The 17,883-nt window shown below is 35.3% G+C and carries 25 protein-coding genes; all 25 read right to left on the bottom strand.

Features of this window, described 5'->3' with window-relative positions:
* Positions 1-164: 164 nt before the first annotated feature.
* Positions 165-1,643 carry a glutamate--tRNA ligase gene (gltX, locus tag LK443_RS04370; RefSeq protein WP_227932319.1) on the bottom strand — a complete coding sequence of 493 codons (1,479 nt, stop codon included), beginning with the start codon at positions 1,641-1,643 and terminating at the stop codon, positions 165-167.
* Positions 1,644-1,754: 111 nt separating this feature from the next.
* The gene (locus LK443_RS04365; protein WP_227932317.1) at positions 1,755-2,489 is read right to left on the bottom strand and encodes an alpha/beta hydrolase; all 735 of its coding nucleotides are present in this window, start codon (positions 2,487-2,489) and stop codon (positions 1,755-1,757) included.
* An 82-nt stretch (positions 2,490-2,571) separates the two neighbouring features.
* A complete protein-coding gene (locus LK443_RS04360; protein ID WP_227932316.1) occupies positions 2,572-3,816 on the bottom strand; it encodes an aminopeptidase in 1,245 nt (414 codons plus the stop codon).
* A 59-nt stretch (positions 3,817-3,875) separates the two neighbouring features.
* The gene (truA, locus tag LK443_RS04355) at positions 3,876-4,628 is read right to left on the bottom strand and encodes a tRNA pseudouridine(38-40) synthase TruA (RefSeq protein ID WP_227932314.1); all 753 of its coding nucleotides are present in this window, start codon (positions 4,626-4,628) and stop codon (positions 3,876-3,878) included.
* Between the two features lie 356 nt (positions 4,629-4,984).
* Positions 4,985-6,331 carry an ISL3 family transposase gene (locus LK443_RS04350; RefSeq protein ID WP_227931024.1) on the bottom strand — a complete coding sequence of 449 codons (1,347 nt, stop codon included), beginning with the start codon at positions 6,329-6,331 and terminating at the stop codon, positions 4,985-4,987.
* A gap of 379 nt (positions 6,332-6,710) precedes the next feature.
* Positions 6,711-7,511, bottom strand: coding sequence for an energy-coupling factor transporter transmembrane component T family protein (locus LK443_RS04345; RefSeq protein ID WP_227932312.1), 801 nt, complete (start codon positions 7,509-7,511; stop codon positions 6,711-6,713).
* The gene (locus LK443_RS04340) at positions 7,512-8,372 is read right to left on the bottom strand and encodes an energy-coupling factor ABC transporter ATP-binding protein (RefSeq protein ID WP_227932451.1); all 861 of its coding nucleotides are present in this window, start codon (positions 8,370-8,372) and stop codon (positions 7,512-7,514) included.
* Positions 8,348-9,199, bottom strand: coding sequence for an energy-coupling factor ABC transporter ATP-binding protein (locus LK443_RS04335; protein WP_227932310.1), 852 nt, complete (start codon positions 9,197-9,199; stop codon positions 8,348-8,350). Before LK443_RS04335 ends, LK443_RS04340 begins: the two co-directional genes overlap by 25 nt.
* 238 nt (positions 9,200-9,437) lie before the next feature.
* Positions 9,438-9,818, bottom strand: a complete 381-nt coding sequence (gene rplQ / locus LK443_RS04330; protein ID WP_227932309.1) for a 50S ribosomal protein L17 — start codon at positions 9,816-9,818, stop codon at positions 9,438-9,440.
* Positions 9,819-9,850: 32 nt separating this feature from the next.
* Complete coding sequence (locus LK443_RS04325; RefSeq protein WP_227932307.1) at positions 9,851-10,795, bottom strand: DNA-directed RNA polymerase subunit alpha; 945 nt, start codon at positions 10,793-10,795, stop codon at positions 9,851-9,853.
* A 70-nt stretch (positions 10,796-10,865) separates the two neighbouring features.
* Positions 10,866-11,252, bottom strand: a complete 387-nt coding sequence (rpsK, locus tag LK443_RS04320; protein WP_005607440.1) for a 30S ribosomal protein S11 — start codon at positions 11,250-11,252, stop codon at positions 10,866-10,868.
* A 27-nt stretch (positions 11,253-11,279) separates the two neighbouring features.
* Positions 11,280-11,645 (bottom strand): 30S ribosomal protein S13, encoded by a 366-nt coding sequence (gene rpsM, locus LK443_RS04315; RefSeq protein WP_006703292.1) that lies wholly within the window; start codon positions 11,643-11,645, stop codon positions 11,280-11,282.
* 23 nt (positions 11,646-11,668) lie between these two features.
* Positions 11,669-11,782 carry a 50S ribosomal protein L36 gene (rpmJ, locus tag LK443_RS04310; protein WP_005607444.1) on the bottom strand — a complete coding sequence of 38 codons (114 nt, stop codon included), beginning with the start codon at positions 11,780-11,782 and terminating at the stop codon, positions 11,669-11,671.
* Between the two features lie 35 nt (positions 11,783-11,817).
* Positions 11,818-12,036, bottom strand: coding sequence for a translation initiation factor IF-1 (gene infA / locus LK443_RS04305; RefSeq protein WP_005607446.1), 219 nt, complete (start codon positions 12,034-12,036; stop codon positions 11,818-11,820).
* 112 nt (positions 12,037-12,148) lie between these two features.
* Positions 12,149-12,808, bottom strand: coding sequence for an adenylate kinase (locus LK443_RS04300; protein ID WP_227932305.1), 660 nt, complete (start codon positions 12,806-12,808; stop codon positions 12,149-12,151).
* Between the two features lie 68 nt (positions 12,809-12,876).
* Positions 12,877-14,175 (bottom strand): preprotein translocase subunit SecY, encoded by a 1,299-nt coding sequence (gene secY / locus LK443_RS04295; protein ID WP_227932304.1) that lies wholly within the window; start codon positions 14,173-14,175, stop codon positions 12,877-12,879.
* A complete protein-coding gene (rplO, locus tag LK443_RS04290; RefSeq protein ID WP_227932302.1) occupies positions 14,175-14,615 on the bottom strand; it encodes a 50S ribosomal protein L15 in 441 nt (146 codons plus the stop codon). Before rplO ends, secY begins: the two co-directional genes overlap by 1 nt.
* Before the next feature lie 32 nt (positions 14,616-14,647).
* Complete coding sequence (gene rpmD / locus LK443_RS04285; protein WP_006703288.1) at positions 14,648-14,827, bottom strand: 50S ribosomal protein L30; 180 nt, start codon at positions 14,825-14,827, stop codon at positions 14,648-14,650.
* A gap of 13 nt (positions 14,828-14,840) precedes the next feature.
* The gene (rpsE, locus tag LK443_RS04280) at positions 14,841-15,341 is read right to left on the bottom strand and encodes a 30S ribosomal protein S5 (protein ID WP_006703287.1); all 501 of its coding nucleotides are present in this window, start codon (positions 15,339-15,341) and stop codon (positions 14,841-14,843) included.
* Between the two features lie 21 nt (positions 15,342-15,362).
* On the bottom strand, positions 15,363-15,728 hold the full coding sequence (rplR, locus tag LK443_RS04275) for a 50S ribosomal protein L18 (RefSeq protein WP_040507629.1): 366 nt from the start codon (positions 15,726-15,728) through the stop codon (positions 15,363-15,365).
* 59 nt (positions 15,729-15,787) lie between these two features.
* Positions 15,788-16,324, bottom strand: a complete 537-nt coding sequence (gene rplF, locus LK443_RS04270; RefSeq protein WP_227932300.1) for a 50S ribosomal protein L6 — start codon at positions 16,322-16,324, stop codon at positions 15,788-15,790.
* 26 nt (positions 16,325-16,350) lie between these two features.
* Positions 16,351-16,749, bottom strand: a complete 399-nt coding sequence (rpsH, locus tag LK443_RS04265) for a 30S ribosomal protein S8 (RefSeq protein WP_006703284.1) — start codon at positions 16,747-16,749, stop codon at positions 16,351-16,353.
* Positions 16,750-16,781: 32 nt separating this feature from the next.
* The gene (locus tag LK443_RS04260) at positions 16,782-16,967 is read right to left on the bottom strand and encodes a type Z 30S ribosomal protein S14 (protein WP_005607459.1); all 186 of its coding nucleotides are present in this window, start codon (positions 16,965-16,967) and stop codon (positions 16,782-16,784) included.
* Between the two features lie 26 nt (positions 16,968-16,993).
* Positions 16,994-17,533: a 50S ribosomal protein L5 gene (gene rplE, locus LK443_RS04255; protein ID WP_227932298.1), complete on the bottom strand. Its 540-nt coding sequence runs from the start codon at positions 17,531-17,533 to the stop codon at positions 16,994-16,996.
* A gap of 24 nt (positions 17,534-17,557) precedes the next feature.
* Entirely contained in the window at positions 17,558-17,869 is a 312-nt protein-coding gene (rplX, locus tag LK443_RS04250) for a 50S ribosomal protein L24 (RefSeq protein ID WP_006703282.1), read from the bottom strand.
* Between the last annotated feature and the right edge of the window lie 14 nt (positions 17,870-17,883).

The following is a 17,883-nucleotide window of genomic DNA, read 5'->3' as shown; positions in this document are numbered from 1 at the left end:
GATTATATCATAATCTTTTTGAAAACAAACTATTATTTTCAATCCACACTCTGATATTTTCATTATAAAAAAAGACTTCCTATAGTAGTATGGGCATAGCCATGAGACCGCTAGGGCTGCTGGCGTCCTAATGCTACTATCACAGGAAGTCTAATTCGCAATATCTAAGCTTGGATTAAAGCCAACGCTTCGTTTAAATGTACAAGGCTACGTTCTTTCCCTAATAATTCAATCGTTTGACCTAAAGAAGGGCCATGAGTTTGACCACTTGTTGCCACACGAATTGGCATAAATAAATTCTTACCTTTTACACCAGTTTCTTTTTGAACAGCCTTAATCGCTGCCATCACACTAGCTTCATCAAACACTTCTAAAGCTTCTAATTGAGCCTTAAATGCATGAAGTACAGTCGGTACAGTTTCACCTTGAAGCACTTCTCTTGCTTCATCATTTTCTACAACGAAGTCTTTTTGGAAGAATAAACTTGAAATAGAAACAATCTCATTCATGTAACTCATTTGATCATGATATAACGCTACTAATTTATTCGCCCAAACTTGTTGCTCTTCACTCAATGTTTCAGGTAATAAACCTGCTAATTGTAATTGGTGAATTGCTAATGGTGCAACTTCTTCTAATGGAGTTTTCTTCACATAAGTGTTGTTAATCCATTCTAATTTCTTAGGATCGAATGCTGCTGGAGATTTTCCAAGACGTTTTTCATCAAAAATTTGAATAAATTCTTCTCTTGAGAAAATTTCATCTTCCCCTTGTGGAGACCATCCTAATAAAGTAATGAAGTTGAACATTGCTTCTGGTAAATAGCCTAAATCTTTATATTGTTCAATAAATTGTAAAATAGACTCATCACGTTTTGATAATTTTTTACCAGTTTCTGTATTAATAATTAATGTCATATGACCAAATCTAGGAGTATCCCATCCAAAAGCTTCATAAACCATCATTTGTTTAGGAGTATTAGCAATATGGTCATCCCCACGTAATACATGAGTAATCTCCATAAAGTGATCATCCACTGCTACTGCAAAGTTATATGTTGGCATACCATCACGTTTTAAAATAACAAAGTCGCCACCTACACTACCAGATTCAAAAGTAATTTCACCTTTAACAATATCATCAAAAGTATACGTTCTATTTTGAGGAACTCTGAAACGAACAACTGGAGTACGTCCTTCTGCTTCAAAAGCATCACGTTGTTCTTGTGTTAAATGAGCATGTTGACCACTATAGTGTGGCATTTCTCCATTTGCACGTTGTGCTTCACGTTCTGCTTCTAACTCTTCTTCAGTCATGTAGCATTTATAAGCTTTATCTTCAGCAATTAATTGTTCAATTAATGGATTATAAATATGTTCACGTTCTGATTGACGATATGGGCCAACATTTTTTGATTTATCTGGACCTTCATCCCAGTCAATTCCTAACCAAGTTAAGTTTTCTAATTGACTTTCTTCTCCATGAGCAATATTTCTCTTACGGTCAGTATCTTCAATACGAATAATAAATTCTCCACCGTAATGTCTTGCGAATAAATAATTAAATAGAGCTGTTCTTGCATTACCAATATGCAAATGCCCTGTTGGACTTGGTGCATAACGTACACGCACTTTATCTGCCATTTTAAATAACTTCCCTTCTAATTTGTCTATCGTTTCTATTGTAAAACTTTTTCAGTAAAATTGCTATGACTTTAATGCTTTTTCTTTAAAATTCTAATTGTAATCAGCCAACTATTTTGCTTTTCTCATAAATTCCGTCATTTTTTCAATCACTTTCTGTTGTTGTTCTTCATTTGAAATCGAGCGAGCACCATCTCCTTTTTGTTCGCCATACATTCCAAAGCCGCTATGATTTCCACCTTCAATCATGAGTTCTTCACTAGTCTTAGGCAAACGAGACTTGCTAGCTTCATATTTTTCCCATTTCAAAATTTTATCATGACTGGCTACAATCGATAAAACTGGAATATGACTACTACTGAAATCAACACTTTTATCTGGATAACTAGCTAATAAAATCACTCCTGCTAAATGATTTTCTTTTTGTAACTTTAATGCATCTAAACTCGCAACAACTCCTCCTAAGGAATGTCCTGCTACATAAACTTTATCCAACTTTTCTTCTTTTACAATCGTCTCCATTGTTCCCATTTCAAAAATGGGTAAGTTTAATGAAGATTCAATGACATAAGTCGTAATGCCATTTTGTGCTAACCCTTCTGCTATTCCAACATACGCTTGAGGTTCTACTAAAGCTCCTGTATAGAATAATAGGTTCGCTTGTTCTTCTCCCTTTGCTTCAAATCGATAATACTGATTCTTTTTCACATATGAATGCTTATTCCACTTCTCCATTGCTTCAGGAGTTCCACGATAAGTAAACATGAGAATCAAGCCATAAAATAATAAAATCAGTGCAAATAACGCTCCAAAAATTCCATAAAACCATTTTCTTTGTCGAGTCATACTTTCAACTCCCTTCGTTTGTTACATAAAAAAACATCCCATCCATCTGAGGTTAACAATGGATAGGATGCTTTCAATGTCATTAAATCGCCCAGTCTCCATTACGGAAGATTGGTACAACTGTTCCATCTTCACGAATACCATCAACATTCATATTTGGACCACCAATCATGAAGTCCACATGAACGTCTGAACGATTTAATCCGGCTGCAGCTAATTCTTCTTCAGTTTCAAATTTTTCTCCACCTTTAACACTTGTCGCATAAGCTGAACCAATTGCTAAGTGGTTTGAAGCATTTTCATCATATAATGTATTAAAGAATGTAATCCCTGATTGAGAAATTGGAGAAGGGTCGCTTACTAAGGCAACTTCTCCTAATCCACGAGCCCCCATATTTTCGAATACTAAATCTTTCATTACTTGATCGCCTTTTTCAGCAGAAACTTCTACGATTTGACCATCTTTAAAAGTAACTTTAATTCCTTCGATAATAGTTCCGTTATAACTTAATGGTTTTGTACTTGTTACATAACCATCTGCTACACGGTAATCTGGAGCTGAGAATACTTCTTCTGTTGGCATATTCGCAATAAAGTGCTCCCCTTGTGCATTGTAGCTTCCAGCACTTTCCCAAACATGGTTTTTAGGCATTCCAAGAGTTAAGTCAGTTCCTGGTGCAGTGTAGTGTAATTTAGCAAATTGTTCTTTATTTAGAACAGCTGCTTTTTTATCTAATTTTTCTTCATGTTCTTTCCAAGCTGCAACTGGATCATCTGCATATACTCGGCAAGTTGTAAAGATTTGATTCCATAACAAATCCACAGCTTCTTCAGTTGATGTTGCTTCTGGGAATACTTTTTTAGCCCATGCGCTACCTGCTGCAGCTGCTACTGTCCAGCTTACTTTATTCGATTGAGTTGCAACACGCATTGGTTTTAACGCAACACTTGTAGCTTTCATTGATTTTGCAAGACGACTTGTATCTACTCCATTTAAAGCATCTGGATCTTTAGAGACAATGCTTAAACGACTTGCTTTATGGTCTAATAAATAGTGCATTTCTTGTACTTTATATTCTGGAACAGTCGTAATACGCTCTTCAGCAGCATATAATAAACGGTCACGGTTAATTTCATCATCACTCCATTGAACGATAACTTCGCTTGCTCCTAATTGATAGGCTTCTTTTACTAATAAGCGTGCAAATGCAGCTTGTTCCACTTCCACATAAATGACTACCGTATGTCCTGGTTGAACATTAATCCCTGTAGACACTAGCAATTTTGCATATTTTTGTAAATTTACATCAAAATTTTCTAATACCATCGAATCTCTCCTTTAAATTAAATCCGTTTCTATTGTAACATACTCTTGATAAAACTGCATTATTCCTTTTCTTCATAGAAAACTTCATCCAAATACAAGCCTTGAGGAGGAGCTGTTGGCCCTGCTTTTTGTCGGTCCCTTGCTACCAAAATCTCTTTCATATCTGAAACAGGTCTTAATCCATCACCGATTTGCAGACTCGTTCCCACTAATATACGAATCATATTGTATAAAAATCCATTTCCTTCGAACGTGAAGACTAATTCACCATCTTGCTCTACCACTTCCGCCTTCGTAACACTTCTAACTTTCGACTCCTTATCCGTCTTTGTAGAACAAAAACTTGTAAAATCATGTTCTCCGATAACAACTTGTAAAGCTTCATTTATCTGATTCACATTAACTCTATAAGGATGATGAAGAGTATATAAACGACTAAATGGGTTGACAAATTTTTGAATATTTACTCGGTAAATATATCGTTTTCCCGTCACACTATACCTTGCATGAAAGTCATCACTAACGGCCATCACTTCTCTTGCACAAATATCATCCGGCAATAAACTATTCATTGCTCGCTGTAAATTTTGTTCTTCAATTTTTGTCGGATAGTCAAAATGAATCACTTGTCCATTTGCATGTACTCCTGAATCTGTTCTACCGGAACCACAAACCGGAATATACAATCCCTTTGTCATTTTTTTCAGTGCTTTATTTAATTCTGCTTGAATACTGTTACCATTTTCTTGCACTTGAAACCCTACATAATTCGTTCCATCATAACTTAAAATGACTTTATAACGAAATCCCACTCGATTTCCTCCTTCATAATTCCTTCGTCTTATTGTACCATATCCCTGTTCAAAAAGTGGAAAAGACTGGCTCATCGACAAATTCTGTTGGTGGATTAAATTTAACACCAAATTAAGTCTTTAATTTTAAATGAACAAGGTGGAAGAAAATTAACGATTTAATTAATTTAACAATCAACCACAAACATAACTATGAACGAAATCTAGTTTTAACTTTATAATGAGCAGGGGCATGTTATCCGCGATTAGCGGTTTGGGGGCTGTGAAATTTGATATTATTTTTCGCTTCCCCCAATTCAACATGCCCATGGAGGCTCATTGTCAAGTTAAAACGACTCTATACATACTTTTTTAACTCATAATGACTTTCTATTGACCGGGGTAAAGAAACAACCTTTAATAATCTTGATTCTTAATTTCATATTCTCAAAATTTCGATATCCATATGCAACACGTTTAATTACTTTAATGAGATTATTCGTTCCTTCAATAGCTCCATTGGAATATCCTGTCGTAAAAGCTTGATAAATCCCATTCTTAAAACGTTTAAACACTTCAAACTTCTTCTTAAATTCATAAGGTAATTGTTTTGGAATTTCCTTTATACATGTCATAAATGCCTCGTAATTTTTCTTTTTATAGGCTTTTCTAAGTTCTTGAATGAAATCATATGCATCTGATAACACTTCGTCAAAACTCAATAATTTTTCTACCAATTGAGCTTGAGTAAGATAGGTTTTGAAGTGATAATTGTACCTTAATTTTTCTTCATCTAATTCATCACTAGGCTTTAAGAGTACTTTCCAGTAACGTTTCAATGTCTTCTGTTGTGTTGATTTCGCTGAGAATTGCTTCATAATCACAATGCGCAGTTGATTAAAATTACGATTCATATGTTGAATGATATGGAATCGATCTACTACGATAACAGCGTTTGGAAATACAGTTTTAATAAGATTTTGATAAGAAGCATTCATATCCATCACTAAATATCTTACTTTTAAACGTTGTTTACGAGAAAACTTCATAAAGAATGAAATCATTTCATGAAGTGTTCTACCAGGCAAAATATCAATTAATTGGCGATTTTCTCCATCTAAACAAATGAAATTCATTTTCCCTTGTTGCGTTTTAACGCCTCTAAATTCATCTAAACAAAGCACTTTAGGTAAATAATGATACTGCTGCATTGTTTTTATTTTAAACTTTTTCATCACTCTTTCAACAGTCTTATCAGAAATTGAAAGGAGTTTAGCGATTGCTTTTCTAGAGAAGTTTTCTTTTAAATACAACATAATTTGACACTCTAAATCATAAGAAATATTACTATTTTTTGGAACAAGAGGGCAATCTGCAACCCATGTTTTATGACAATCTTTACAGATGAATCGTTGTACTTTAAGGTCTAAAATAGTCTTATGTCCAAATAGGTGTGGAATTCTAATTTTATGTTCCATAGGAGAATGTTTCATCACATTTTCGCTAGAACAATATAGACAAGAAGTACAAGCACTTGTCCAAGTTCCATTAATTTTATGAACTGTTTCATTGTTTTCTGTCACGATTTCTAACCAATTTTCATCCGTAATAAAATTTTCTTCTGTTAATCTTAGTAATTTTCGTATACAATAGTCCATGAGAGAAATCCTCCTTTGATTTGTTTTAGTCGACTTAATCATAACTCGGATTTCTCTTTTTTGCATGTAAAAAATCCTGTCGGTGATTTCTCACCAACAGGATTTGTCGAACAACCAAAAGACTTTCCCGTAGCAAGAAAATCATTCTTCTACTACGGGAAAGTCTTTAATGCAATTGTTGTTTCATTAAGCGAACAACTACTACTTTTAGCGAATCAAAGTTTCGCGAAATCTCTTATACATTTTTATAAATCATAAAATCTACGACAACATTATCTAACCACAAAACGAAAATATAATCCCAAGTTGTATTCGAAATATGTAAATTTGCATTCGCTAAAAAAATCAAACAGCATTCACGTTTTTAATTTCTTCATTCGTGTTTCTGCATGATAGATTTTTCTCAATAAATATCTTAATAGTGTTAAATCATTTTCCATATGCATTACTGTCCTCTAAAAACAACTAGAGCAATTGTTAAAACAACAAGTGTAAGAGCTGTTACTCCATCTTTCTGACCATATGTTAGCACACGATATTTTGTTCTACCAGTTCCACCTTGATATCCTCTAGCTTCCATTGCAGTCGCTAAATCTTCTGCCCGATTAAATGAACTCACAAACAATGGAATTAAAATCGGAATAATAGCTTTCATTTGTTCAAATAAATTACCTTCTCCAAAATCTACGCCACGAGCACGTTGTGCATTCATAATCTTTTGAGCTTCATCCATTAATGTAGGAACAAAACGTAAAGCAATCGATAGCATTAATGCAATCTCATGAACTGGAACACCAATTTTCCCTAAAGGTTTCATAATCGATTCCATCGCATCTGCAATTTGTAAAGGGGGTGTTGTTAATGTCATCAATGTAGAAATAAAAATAATCAATACAAAACGTAAAAAAATATAAATCGCATTAATAACACCAAAGGAAGTAACTTTAATAAAGCTCCATTCAAAATAAACATCTCCACCAGTTGTAAACAACATTTGCAATACAACAGTAAATAAAATGACCCACAATAGTGGTTTCACACCATTCCAAAAGAATTTCATTGGGATTTTAGAAGCTAATAAAGCTACCCATGTGAAGATTGCTAAAATTAAATAAGTTAACCAATTATTCGCAAGGAAAATAATAATAATGAACACGAATGTAGAAATAAATTTGGTGCGAGGATCCAATTGATGAACAAAAGAGTCACCTTGTAAATAGCGTCCTAATAACAATTTATCTAACATTTATTCATTCACCCCACGTTTTTCTAAAATAGCATTCGCTAACTCATCTAAAGTTAAAGGCATTTTATCGGTAGACCAACCTTTTTCTTTTAATTTTTCAACAAAAGCTAAAGTCGTTGGAACGCCTAATTGTTTTTCTAATAACCAAGAAGCATCTGCAAACACTTCCTTGGGTGAACCTTCCTTTACAACATTTCCAGATTCAATCACAATCACATGATCTGCATAATCACTTACATCATTCATTTGATGTGTCACTAAAACGATGGTCATTTTTTGTTCTTTATTTAATTTATAAAACATCTCCATCATTTCTAAACGACCTTTTGGATCAAGACCAGCCGTTGGTTCATCTAAAACTAACACTTCTGGTTTCATCGCTAATACACCGGCAATCGCAACACGTCTCATTTGCCCGCCCGACAAATCAAATGGTGATTTTTTCAAAACTTCTTCAGGTAATCCAACTATTTTTACGACTTCAGCAGCAATTTTTAACGATTCTTCTTCACTAACTCCGAAGTTTTTGGGTCCAAAAGCAATATCTTTTTCTACAGTTTCTTCAAATAATTGTGCTTCTGGAAATTGAAAAACAATTCCTACTTTTTTACGTAAAGGTTTTAAGTCTTTATTCCCAGTAGTTGAATCAATCGTTTTTTCTCCTAATTCTACAACACCTTCAGTTGGTTTTAATAACGCATTTAAATGTTGAAGAATCGTCGATTTACCAGAACCAGTATGACCAATAATGGCTACATAAGAACCATCTTTTACTGAAAAAGTAACATCATGTAATGCTCTCATTTCAAACGGCGTCCCCGCTTGATAAGCAAATCCTACTTGTTTAAAACGGATGTCCATAGCCATTCCACCAACCCTTCTTCATCTAAATACTCATTTGGCACATTCAAACCTTTTTCTTTTAAAACGGCTTTTAATTTTTCCGAAAAAGGAACATCTAATCCTTTATCCACTAATGCTGTTCCCATTCCAAAAATCTCTGAAGGTTTTCCAATACGATTTACTTTTCCGCCTTCCATTAATAGTACACGATCTGCTTGTGCTGCCTCATCTAAATCATGAGTAATAGAAATGACTGTGATACCTTTATCTTTATGAAGTTGTTGAATCGTTGAAATCACTTCAAATCTACCTTGAGGATCTAACATGGAAGTCGCTTCATCTAATATAACTACCTTTGGTGCTAATGCAATCATTCCCGCAATCGCAACACGTTGTTTTTGACCACCAGATAAACGTGCTGGTTCTTTCTCTTTAAACGAAGTCATACGAACCATCTCTAAAGAAGCGTTGATTTTTTGAACCATCTCCTCACGTGACATCCCAATATTTTCTAATCCGAAAGCAATATCATCTTCTACAGTTGTTCCAACAAATTGATTATCTGGATTTTGAAATACCATTCCTACCTTACGACGTGCCTCATAAACCGTTTCTTCCATTAACAATTCACCGTCGATATAAATTTCTCCACTTGAAGCTTCTAATAAACCATTCATCATTTTAGCTAGTGTAGATTTCCCTGAACCATTATGCCCAATAATAGCTAACCATTCTCCCTCAAAAACATCTAATGATACATCTGATAATGCTTCTCTAGTATCTTGATTCTGATAATTAAAATAAATATTTTTAATTGAAATAACTGGTTGAGTCAATTCATTCACCTCTTAACCTTTTATAATATGTATAAAAAACAAAATATGTATATAAACAAAAAAAGACACCTTCATGATGAAGTGCCTTCCCGCCAACGCTGGCGGGGAGACAGCGAGCTAGACTAAATAATCATGAGAAAGAATAAGGCTACTTTACAGTAGCCTCAGACTTCTCATCTCACAACCGAAAGATGATTATTACCATCATGACGCTCATTTCAACCATCGAAAAGTGTTTGTTTATTTATTAAACTAATTCAATGATAACCATTGGTGCAGCATCACCACGACGAGGTTCAGTTTTAAGAATACGAGTGTATCCACCTTGACGTTCGCTGTAACGTGATGCTAAACCATTGAATAATTTTTGTAAAGCAGTTTCAACAACGATTTCTTCGCCTTCTTCGCGTACATCTGCTACTTCGTTACGAACATATGCAGCTGCTTGACGACGAGCATGTAAATCTCCACGTTTACCTAAAGTAATCATTTTCTCAACAGTTGAGCGGATTTCTTTAGCACGAGCTTCTGTTGTAACGATGCGTTCGTTAATAATTAAGTCAGTTGTCAAGTCACGTAATAACGCTTTACGTTGTGAACTTGTACGTCCTAATTTACGATAAGCCATTTTTTAATATTCCTCCTTCTTAAGAGTTTCTATTAGTCTTCACGACGTAAATCTAAATTTAATTCGATTAATTTGTGTTTAACTTCTTCAAGCGATTTACGACCTAAGTTACGAACTTTGATCATTTCTGCTTCAGATTTATTTGTTAACTCTTGTACAGTATTAATTCCCGCACGTTTTAAGCAGTTATAAGAACGAACAGATAAGTCCAATTCTTCAATAGTCATTTCAAGCATTTTTTCTTTTTGAGTTTCTTCTTTTTCGACCATAATTTCTACTTGACGAGTTTCATCTGTTAAATTAACAAAAATATTTAAGTGCTCTGTTAAAATACGAGCTGCTAAACTGATTGCTTCTTCTGGAGAGATTGATCCATCTGTCCATACATCAAGCGTTAATTTATCATAAATATTTTTTTGACCAATACGAGTATTTTCGACTTGGTAGTTCACTTTACTAATCGGAGTATAAATAGAATCAATTGGGATTACACCAATTGGCATATTTTCAGATTTATTATAGTCAGCACGAACATAACCACGACCATTTCTAGCGTTCATACGAACATGGAAGCGATGACCTTCAGCTACTGTACAAATATATAAATCAGGGTTAAGGATTTCGATATCACTATCATGTTTGATGTCCCCAGCTGTAACAACAGCAGGTCCAATGATATCGATTTCTAATACTTTATCATCTTCGCCAAAAGATTTTAATGCAATTTTCTTAATATTTAAAATGATTGCAGCAACATCTTCTACCACGCCATCTATTGTTGAAAATTCATGTAACACGCCATCCATTTGGATATCTGTTACTGCAGTACCAGGGAGTGACGATAATAGAATACGGCGTAATGAGTTCCCTAATGTAGTACCATAACCGCGTTCAAGTGGCTCAACAACGAATTTACCAAATTTAGCATCTTCGCTGATCTCAATCGTTTCAATTTTTGGTTTTTCAATTTCGATCATTATTTTTTACCCCTTTCAAAACGTACGTACAATGTGCGATTGTCCAACAAAATTCAACAATAACAATCCATTACACACGACGGCGTTTTGGAGGACGACATCCATTATGAGGGATTGGTGTTACGTCACGAATTGCTGTAACTTCTAAACCAGTAGCTTGTAATGAACGAATTGCAGCTTCACGACCTGAACCAGGACCTTTAACTGAAACTTCAACTGTTTTCATACCATGCTCCATTGAACCTTTCGCAGCAGATTCAGCAGCCATTTGAGCAGCAAATGGTGTTGATTTTTTAGAACCTTTAAATCCTAAAGCACCTGCAGAAGACCATGAAACAGCATTTCCATGTACATCTGTAATCATAACAATTGTATTATTAAATGTTGAACGGATGTGAGCTACACCAGATTCAATATTCTTTTTCACGCGGCGTTTGCGTACAACTTTCTTTGCCATGAAGAATTAACCTCCTTCTTCTCTAAATTATTTTTTCTTACCTGCAATAGCCTTAGCTGGGCCTTTACGAGTACGAGCATTGTTTTTAGTATTTTGACCACGAACTGGTAAACCACGACGATGGCGAACACCACGATATGAACCAATTTCCATCAAACGTTTGATGTTTAAGTTCACTTCACGACGTAAGTCACCTTCAATTTTTAGTTTATCCACTTCTGCACGGATACGGTCTAATTCATCATTTGATAAATCACGAACACGAGTATCTTCACTTACATTAGCAGCAGCTAATACTTGTTTAGAAGTCGTAACACCGATACCGTAGATATAGGTTAAAGAAATAACAACACGTTTCTCACGTGGAATATCCACACCTGCAATACGAGCCATACTTTTAAGTACCTCCTTATAAATTATCCTTGACGTTGTTTATGTTTGGGATTTTGACAAATCACCATAACTTTACCATTGCGTTTAATTACTTTACATTTTTCGCAAATTGGTTTTACTGATGCTCTAACTTTCATTTAAGTTCCCTCCTTTATATCATTAACGGAGTCCATTATTTAAAGCGATATGTGATTCTTCCGCGCGTTAAATCGTAAGGTGATAATTCAACCGTTACTTTATCGCCCGGTAAAATCTTAATATAGTGCATCCGGATTTTACCAGATACATGCGCTAAAACCTCATGACCATTTTCAAGTTCGACCTTGAACATCGCATTTGGTAATGTTTCATTAACAATACCTTCAATTTCAATTACGTCTTCCTTTGCCATGCTTCATCCTCCTCACTTTTAAAAAGTTGTTACGGATTTTACTGACGGACTTCTACCGTTATCTAACTTTCTAATTATACCATTTCAGCTACAATAAATGCAAGATAACAGGTTAAGCTTGGTGCGGTTCGCCCATAATTGATTGAATTGTGTTAAACAAATGATCAATCCCGCTTTCACCATCTACATTATGTAAAACTTCTTTTGCATTGTAGTAGTTTAAGATTGGTTTTGATTGTTCAATATTAATTTGAATACGATTTTCAACAGTTTCAGGTTTGTCATCTTCACGTTGGTAGAATTCGTGTTCTCCACAACGATCACATGTACCTTCTACTTTAGTTGGTTTATTGATTTTGTGATAAGTAGCTCCACAGTTTCTGCAAATGAAACGTCCAGTTAGACGTTGCATTAAAATTTCTGGATTTACATCAATATTGATAACAGCATCAATTTTACGACCTAATTCATCCATAATTTTATCAAGTGCTTCTGCTTGAGCTTGAGTTCTTGGAAAACCATCCAATAAAAATCCGTTTTTAGTATCGTCTGCTTGTAAACGTTCTTTAACAATTCCATTTGTAACTTCATCAGGAACTAATTCACCTTTATCCATGAAAGATTTAGCTTTTAGTCCTAATTCTGTTCCTTGTTGCATTGCAGCACGGAACATGTCACCAGTTGAAATATGTGGAATGTTATAAGTAGCAACAATTTTTTCAGCTTGAGTTCCTTTACCTGCTCCAGGTAATCCCATTAAAATAATATTCATAATATCTCCTTTACATTGCAGATGAAGAAAAGACAAAACATTCAAAAATATTTTGTCAATCTTCCTCATTACTCTTGGATAAACCCTTTATATTTACGTTTAATTGCTCGACCTTCAATTTGACGGCTAATTTCAAGTGCAACCCCAACTACGATTAGTAAGTTTGTTCCACCTAACATTAAACCACGTGGTAGCTTCCACAAAGCAGCAGCAATCATAGGTAATAATGAAATACCACCTAAGTAAAGTGCTCCGACTGTACTCAATCGTAAAAGCATACCAGAAATATAATGTTCTGTTTCTTTACCAGGTCTTACACTTAAGATGTAACCACCTTGTTTTTGTAAGTTTTCCGCAACTTTTTCGGGGTTTACTTGCACAAATGCATAGAAGTAAGTAAATACTACTATTAAAAAGATATATAAACTTGCACCTGCTGGTTTTTGGTAATCAAATATATTTGTTGCAACTTGATACCAACTTTCCTCACTGTATTGACCGTGAACAGCACTTAATACAGTTTGAGGCAATGCTATAAACGAACTTGCAAAAATTACAGGAATAACCCCTGCAGAGTTAATCTTCAATGGTAACCATGAAGCTTCGTTTGCTCCTGTCGGACGTTTAGAGTATGTGATTGGTAAACGACGTTGCGCTTGTTCAATATAAACAACTAACATCACAACAAGAATAATGGCAACTACTAAAGCAGCGGTAAATCCATAAGCACGATATAACTCTTCATCAGCTTTTCCTTGTAATTGTTTGACATAAAATTCATAAATGTCATGTGGCATACGAGCTACAATCCCTGCAAAGATAATAATGGAAACCCCATTACTAATCCCATTTACAGTAATCATATCTCCTAGCCAAGTAACAAACATTGTTCCTGCAGTTAAAACTAATGCAATCAATAAATATGTTGAAATACTTGGATTGTTAATTAATCCATAGTTAGCATACGTATTGAATCCAAATGAAATTGCAAATGCTTGGAAGAATCCAATAACAATAGTTAAATATCGGGTAGCAGTATTTAACTTACGTCGACCAACTTCCCCTTGCTTACCCCATTCTACGAAAGTAGGAAGAATGTCCATTTGTAATAATTGAACAACGATTGACGCAGTGATGTAAGGCGAAACCCCCATCGAAAAGATTGAGAAGTTTGATAAAGCCCCACCACTAAATGTATTTAAAATTCCAAAGAAACCTGACGATGCAAATGATTCAATAGCTGATGCATTAACACCAGGAACTGTAATATGCGTCCCAATTCTGAATACTACTAATACCATTAGTGTATATAATAGACGTTTTCTAATATCCTTTGTTGTGATCGCATTTTTCAGTAGAGAGAACATTAAATCACCTCTACAGTTCCACCTGCAGCTTCAATTGCTTCTTTTGCTGCTTGAGAGAATTTATTTGCTTTAACAGTTAACTTACGTTCAAGTTTTCCGTTTGCTAATACTTTGATACCGTCTTTCTCGTTTTTAACGATACCAGTCTCAACTAGTACAGCAGCAGTCACTTCTTGACCATCTTCGAAACGGTTTAATGTTTCTAGATTTACGACTGCGTATTCTTTACGATTGATATTTTGGAAACCACGTTTTGGTAAACGACGGAACAATGGAGTTTGTCCACCTTCGAATCCTAATCTAACGCCACCGCCTGAACGAGCTTTTTGACCTTTGCTTCCGCGTCCAGCAGTTTTTCCGTTTCCTGAACCTTGACCTCTACCAACACGGTTACGTTCTTTACGAGAACCTTCTGCTGGTTGTAATTCATGAAGTTTCATGTTTCGGGCACCTCCTCTTATAAGTTGATTAATTAAACTTCCTCAACATCCACTAGATGTGATACTGTGTTAACCATGCCTTTGATAGCATCGTTAGCTGGTTTTACAACTGTTGAACGAATTTTTGTTAAGCCTAAAGCTTTACAAGTATCGATTTGGTTTTGAGGACGTCCAATCAAGCTTTTCTTTAAAGTGATCTTTAATTCTGCCATTTTCAATGTCCTCCTATCCTAATAATTCTTCAACTGATTTGCCACGTAATGCAGCAACATCTTCAACACGTTTTAATTGTTTCAAACCTTCGATTGTAGCACGAACCATGTTTACAGGTGTGTTTGAACCTAAAGATTTTGAAGTTACGTCAGCGATACCTGCTAATTCAACAACGGCACGAACTGGTCCACCTGCAGCAACTCCTGAACCGGCTTGAGCTGGTTTTAATAACACATTACCACCGCAGAAACGTCCGATAACTTCGTGAGGAATTGTAGAACCACTTGTTGGTACTTCAATTAAGTTTTTCTTAGCATCTTCGATTGCTTTACGGATAGCTTCTGGTACTTCTTGAGCTTTACCAGTACCGAAACCTACATGTCCATTACGGTCACCTACAACAACTAAAGCAGCAAAACGTAAACGACGTCCACCTTTTACAACTTTTGTAACGCGGTTAATCGCAACTACACGATCTTCTAATTCTAAGTTTCTTGCATCAATATTAACCATGAATTGTGGGTCCTCCTTTTCCTAGAATACTAGTCCATTTTCACGTGCTGCTTCAGCTAAAGCTTTTACACGTCCATGGTATAAGTATCCACCACGGTCAAAGACTACTTTCTTAATATTTTTTTCAAGTCCACGTTCTGCAATTAATTTACCAACTGCAACAGCTTCCTCTGTTTTTGTTCCATTTTCTACATTTGTATCTAAAGTAGAGGCACTTGCTAGCGTCACACCCGCTACGTCATCAATTAGTTGAGCGTAGATGTTTTTGTTAGAACGAAAAACGTTCAAGCGTGGGCACTCAGCAGTACCAGAAATTTTGCGACGAACGCGTGCGTGACGGTTTTGACGCACTTTATTTTTGTCTGGTTTTGTAATCACAATTTTCACCTCTTATAATATATTTTTATGCGACTAATAGCGCAACAAAAGGTAAATAATTACGAAAATTATTTACCTGTTTTACCTTCTTTACGACGTACAAATTCATCAACGTAACGAATACCTTTACCTTTATATGGTTCTGGTGGACGTACGCCACGAATGTTAGCAGCTAATTCGCCAACTTTTTGTTTGTCATAACCTTTAACGATTACTTTAGTATTTGAAGGAACTTCGATTTCTAATCCTTTTTCTGGAGTGAATTCCACTGGATGAGAATATCCAACGTTTAATACAAGTTTGTTTCCTTGTAATTGAGCACGATACCCAACCCCGATTAATTCCAATTCTTTTTGGAATCCTTCAGTAACACCAACAACCATGTTGTTGAATACTGCGCGAGTTGTTCCGTGGATTGTTTTGTTTTCTTTTGAGTCATCTGGACGAGTGAAAACAACTTTACCTTCGTTTTGAACTAATGTGATATTTTGGTTGAATGTATATGATAATTCACCTTTTGGACCTTTAACAGTTACTGTATTGTCTTTTAAGTCGATTGTTACGCCTGCTGGGATAACAACTGGTTTATTTCCGATACGGCTCACTTGGCTGCACCTCCTTGTTTTCTAGATTACCAAACGTATGCTAGAACTTCTCCACCTACGTTTTTAGCTCTTGCTTCTTTGTCTGTAATAACACCTTCAGATGTTGATACGATAGCGATACCTAAACCGTTTAATACTTTAGGAACTTCGCCTGTTTTAGCGTACACACGTAAACCAGGTTTAGAAATACGTTTCAATCCTGTGATTACACGTTCGTTATTTTTTCCATATTTCAAGAATACTTTCATGACACCTTGCTTGCCATCTTCTTCAACTGTGAAGTCTTTGATAAATCCTTCAGATTTTAAGATGTTAGCAATAGCCACTTTCATATTTGATGACGGAACTTCTAAAGATTCGTGACGAACCATGTTCGCATTACGAATACGAGTTAAGAAATCCGCGATTGGATCTGTCATAACCATTAATGAGTACCTCCTTTATCAAGTAGTAATGATTACCAACTTGCTTTCTTCATTCCTGGGATTTGCCCTTTATAGGCAAGCTCACGTAAACAAATACGGCAAAGTTTGAATTTACGATAAACTGAATGTGGTCGACCACAACGTTCACAACGAGTATATTCTTGTGTTGAATATTTTTTTGGACGTTTGTTCTTTGCGATCATTGATTTTTTAGCCAAACTACTCGCCTCCTGTGAGTTTTATTTTATTTTTGGAAAGGCATTCCAAGTTGAGTTAATAATTCTTTAGCTTCTTCGTCTGAATTAGCTGTAGTTACGATAACGATATCCATACCACGTACTTTGTCTACACGATCGTAGTCAATTTCAGGGAAGATTAATTGTTCTTTCACACCTAAAGTGTAGTTTCCACGTCCGTCAAATGATTTTTTAGAGATTCCACGGAAGTCACGTACACGAGGTAATGAAACAGTTACTAATTTATCTAAGAAATCATACATACGTTCGCCGCGTAAAGTAACTTTAGTACCGATAGGCATACCTTCACGTAAACGGAAACCAGCGATTGATTTTTTAGCTGTAGTAACAACTGGTTTTTGACCAGAAATTAATGTTAATTCTTCAACTGCTTTTTCTAAGTTTTTAGCATTTGATGTAGCATCACCAACACCCATGTTGATAACGATTTTTTCTACTTTAGGTACTTCCATAATTGATTTGTAGTTAAACTTTTCCATTAAAGAAGCTACCACTTCGTTTTTGTATTTTGCATTTAAGCGATTCATGCAGGATGGTCCTCCTTCCTAAAATTACTTATCTAGTACTTCACCTGTGCGTTTAGACACACGAACTTTTTTACCATTTTCAACCTTGTAGCTAACACGTGTAGCTGCACCTGTTGAAGGGTCAATTAGCATTACGTTTGAAACATGAATTGGTGCTTCCATTTCAACTACGCCGCCTGTTTGGTTAGCTTGAGATGGTTTTTGATGTTTCTTAACAATGTTCACACCTTCAACAAGAACTCGGTTTTGTTTTGGAAAACTTTTTAGGATTACTCCTTCTTTTCCTTTGTATTTACCTGAGATTACTTTAACTTTATCACCAGTTTTTACGTGCATGTGTTACACCTCCT

It is taken from the genome of Granulicatella elegans (genome assembly GCF_020735385.1).
In the GTDB taxonomy this organism is placed as follows: domain Bacteria; phylum Bacillota; class Bacilli; order Lactobacillales; family Aerococcaceae; genus Granulicatella; species Granulicatella elegans_B.
This window is presented reverse-complemented; position numbering and strand designations above follow the sequence as displayed.

Coding starts and splice junctions, on each gene's coding strand:
- secY (WP_227932304.1), bottom strand. CDS start 14,175: ATGTTCTCTCTACTGAAAAATGCGATCACAACAAAGGATATTAGAAAA.
- rplO (WP_227932302.1), bottom strand. CDS start 14,615: ATGAAACTTCATGAATTACAACCAGCAGAAGGTTCTCGTAAAGAACGT.
- LK443_RS04350 (WP_227931024.1), bottom strand. CDS start 6,331: ATGCAAAAAAGAGAAATCCGAGTTATGATTAAGTCGACTAAAACAAAT.
- rpmD (WP_006703288.1), bottom strand. CDS start 14,827: ATGGCAGAATTAAAGATCACTTTAAAGAAAAGCTTGATTGGACGTCCT.
- LK443_RS04345 (WP_227932312.1), bottom strand. CDS start 7,511: ATGTTAGATAAATTGTTATTAGGACGCTATTTACAAGGTGACTCTTTT.
- gltX (WP_227932319.1), bottom strand. CDS start 1,643: ATGGCAGATAAAGTGCGTGTACGTTATGCACCAAGTCCAACAGGGCAT.
- LK443_RS04300 (WP_227932305.1), bottom strand. CDS start 12,808: ATGAATATTATTTTAATGGGATTACCTGGAGCAGGTAAAGGAACTCAA.
- rplE (WP_227932298.1), bottom strand. CDS start 17,533: ATGAATCGCTTAAATGCAAAATACAAAAACGAAGTGGTAGCTTCTTTA.
- rpmJ (WP_005607444.1), bottom strand. CDS start 11,782: ATGAAAGTTAGAGCATCAGTAAAACCAATTTGCGAAAAATGTAAAGTA.
- LK443_RS04325 (WP_227932307.1), bottom strand. CDS start 10,795: ATGATCGAAATTGAAAAACCAAAAATTGAAACGATTGAGATCAGCGAA.
- rpsH (WP_006703284.1), bottom strand. CDS start 16,749: ATGGTTATGACAGATCCAATCGCGGATTTCTTAACTCGTATTCGTAAT.
- rpsE (WP_006703287.1), bottom strand. CDS start 15,341: ATGGTTAATATTGATGCAAGAAACTTAGAATTAGAAGATCGTGTAGTT.
- rpsM (WP_006703292.1), bottom strand. CDS start 11,645: ATGGCTCGTATTGCAGGTGTGGATATTCCACGTGAGAAACGTGTTGTT.
- infA (WP_005607446.1), bottom strand. CDS start 12,036: ATGGCAAAGGAAGACGTAATTGAAATTGAAGGTATTGTTAATGAAACA.
- rplQ (WP_227932309.1), bottom strand. CDS start 9,818: ATGGCTTATCGTAAATTAGGACGTACAAGTTCACAACGTAAAGCGTTA.
- rplX (WP_006703282.1), bottom strand. CDS start 17,869: ATGCACGTAAAAACTGGTGATAAAGTTAAAGTAATCTCAGGTAAATAC.
- LK443_RS04365 (WP_227932317.1), bottom strand. CDS start 2,489: ATGACTCGACAAAGAAAATGGTTTTATGGAATTTTTGGAGCGTTATTT.
- LK443_RS04340 (WP_227932451.1), bottom strand. CDS start 8,372: ATGGACATCCGTTTTAAACAAGTAGGATTTGCTTATCAAGCGGGGACG.
- LK443_RS04360 (WP_227932316.1), bottom strand. CDS start 3,816: ATGGTATTAGAAAATTTTGATGTAAATTTACAAAAATATGCAAAATTG.
- rpsK (WP_005607440.1), bottom strand. CDS start 11,252: ATGGCAAAGAAAGTTGTACGCAAACGCCGCGTGAAAAAGAATATTGAA.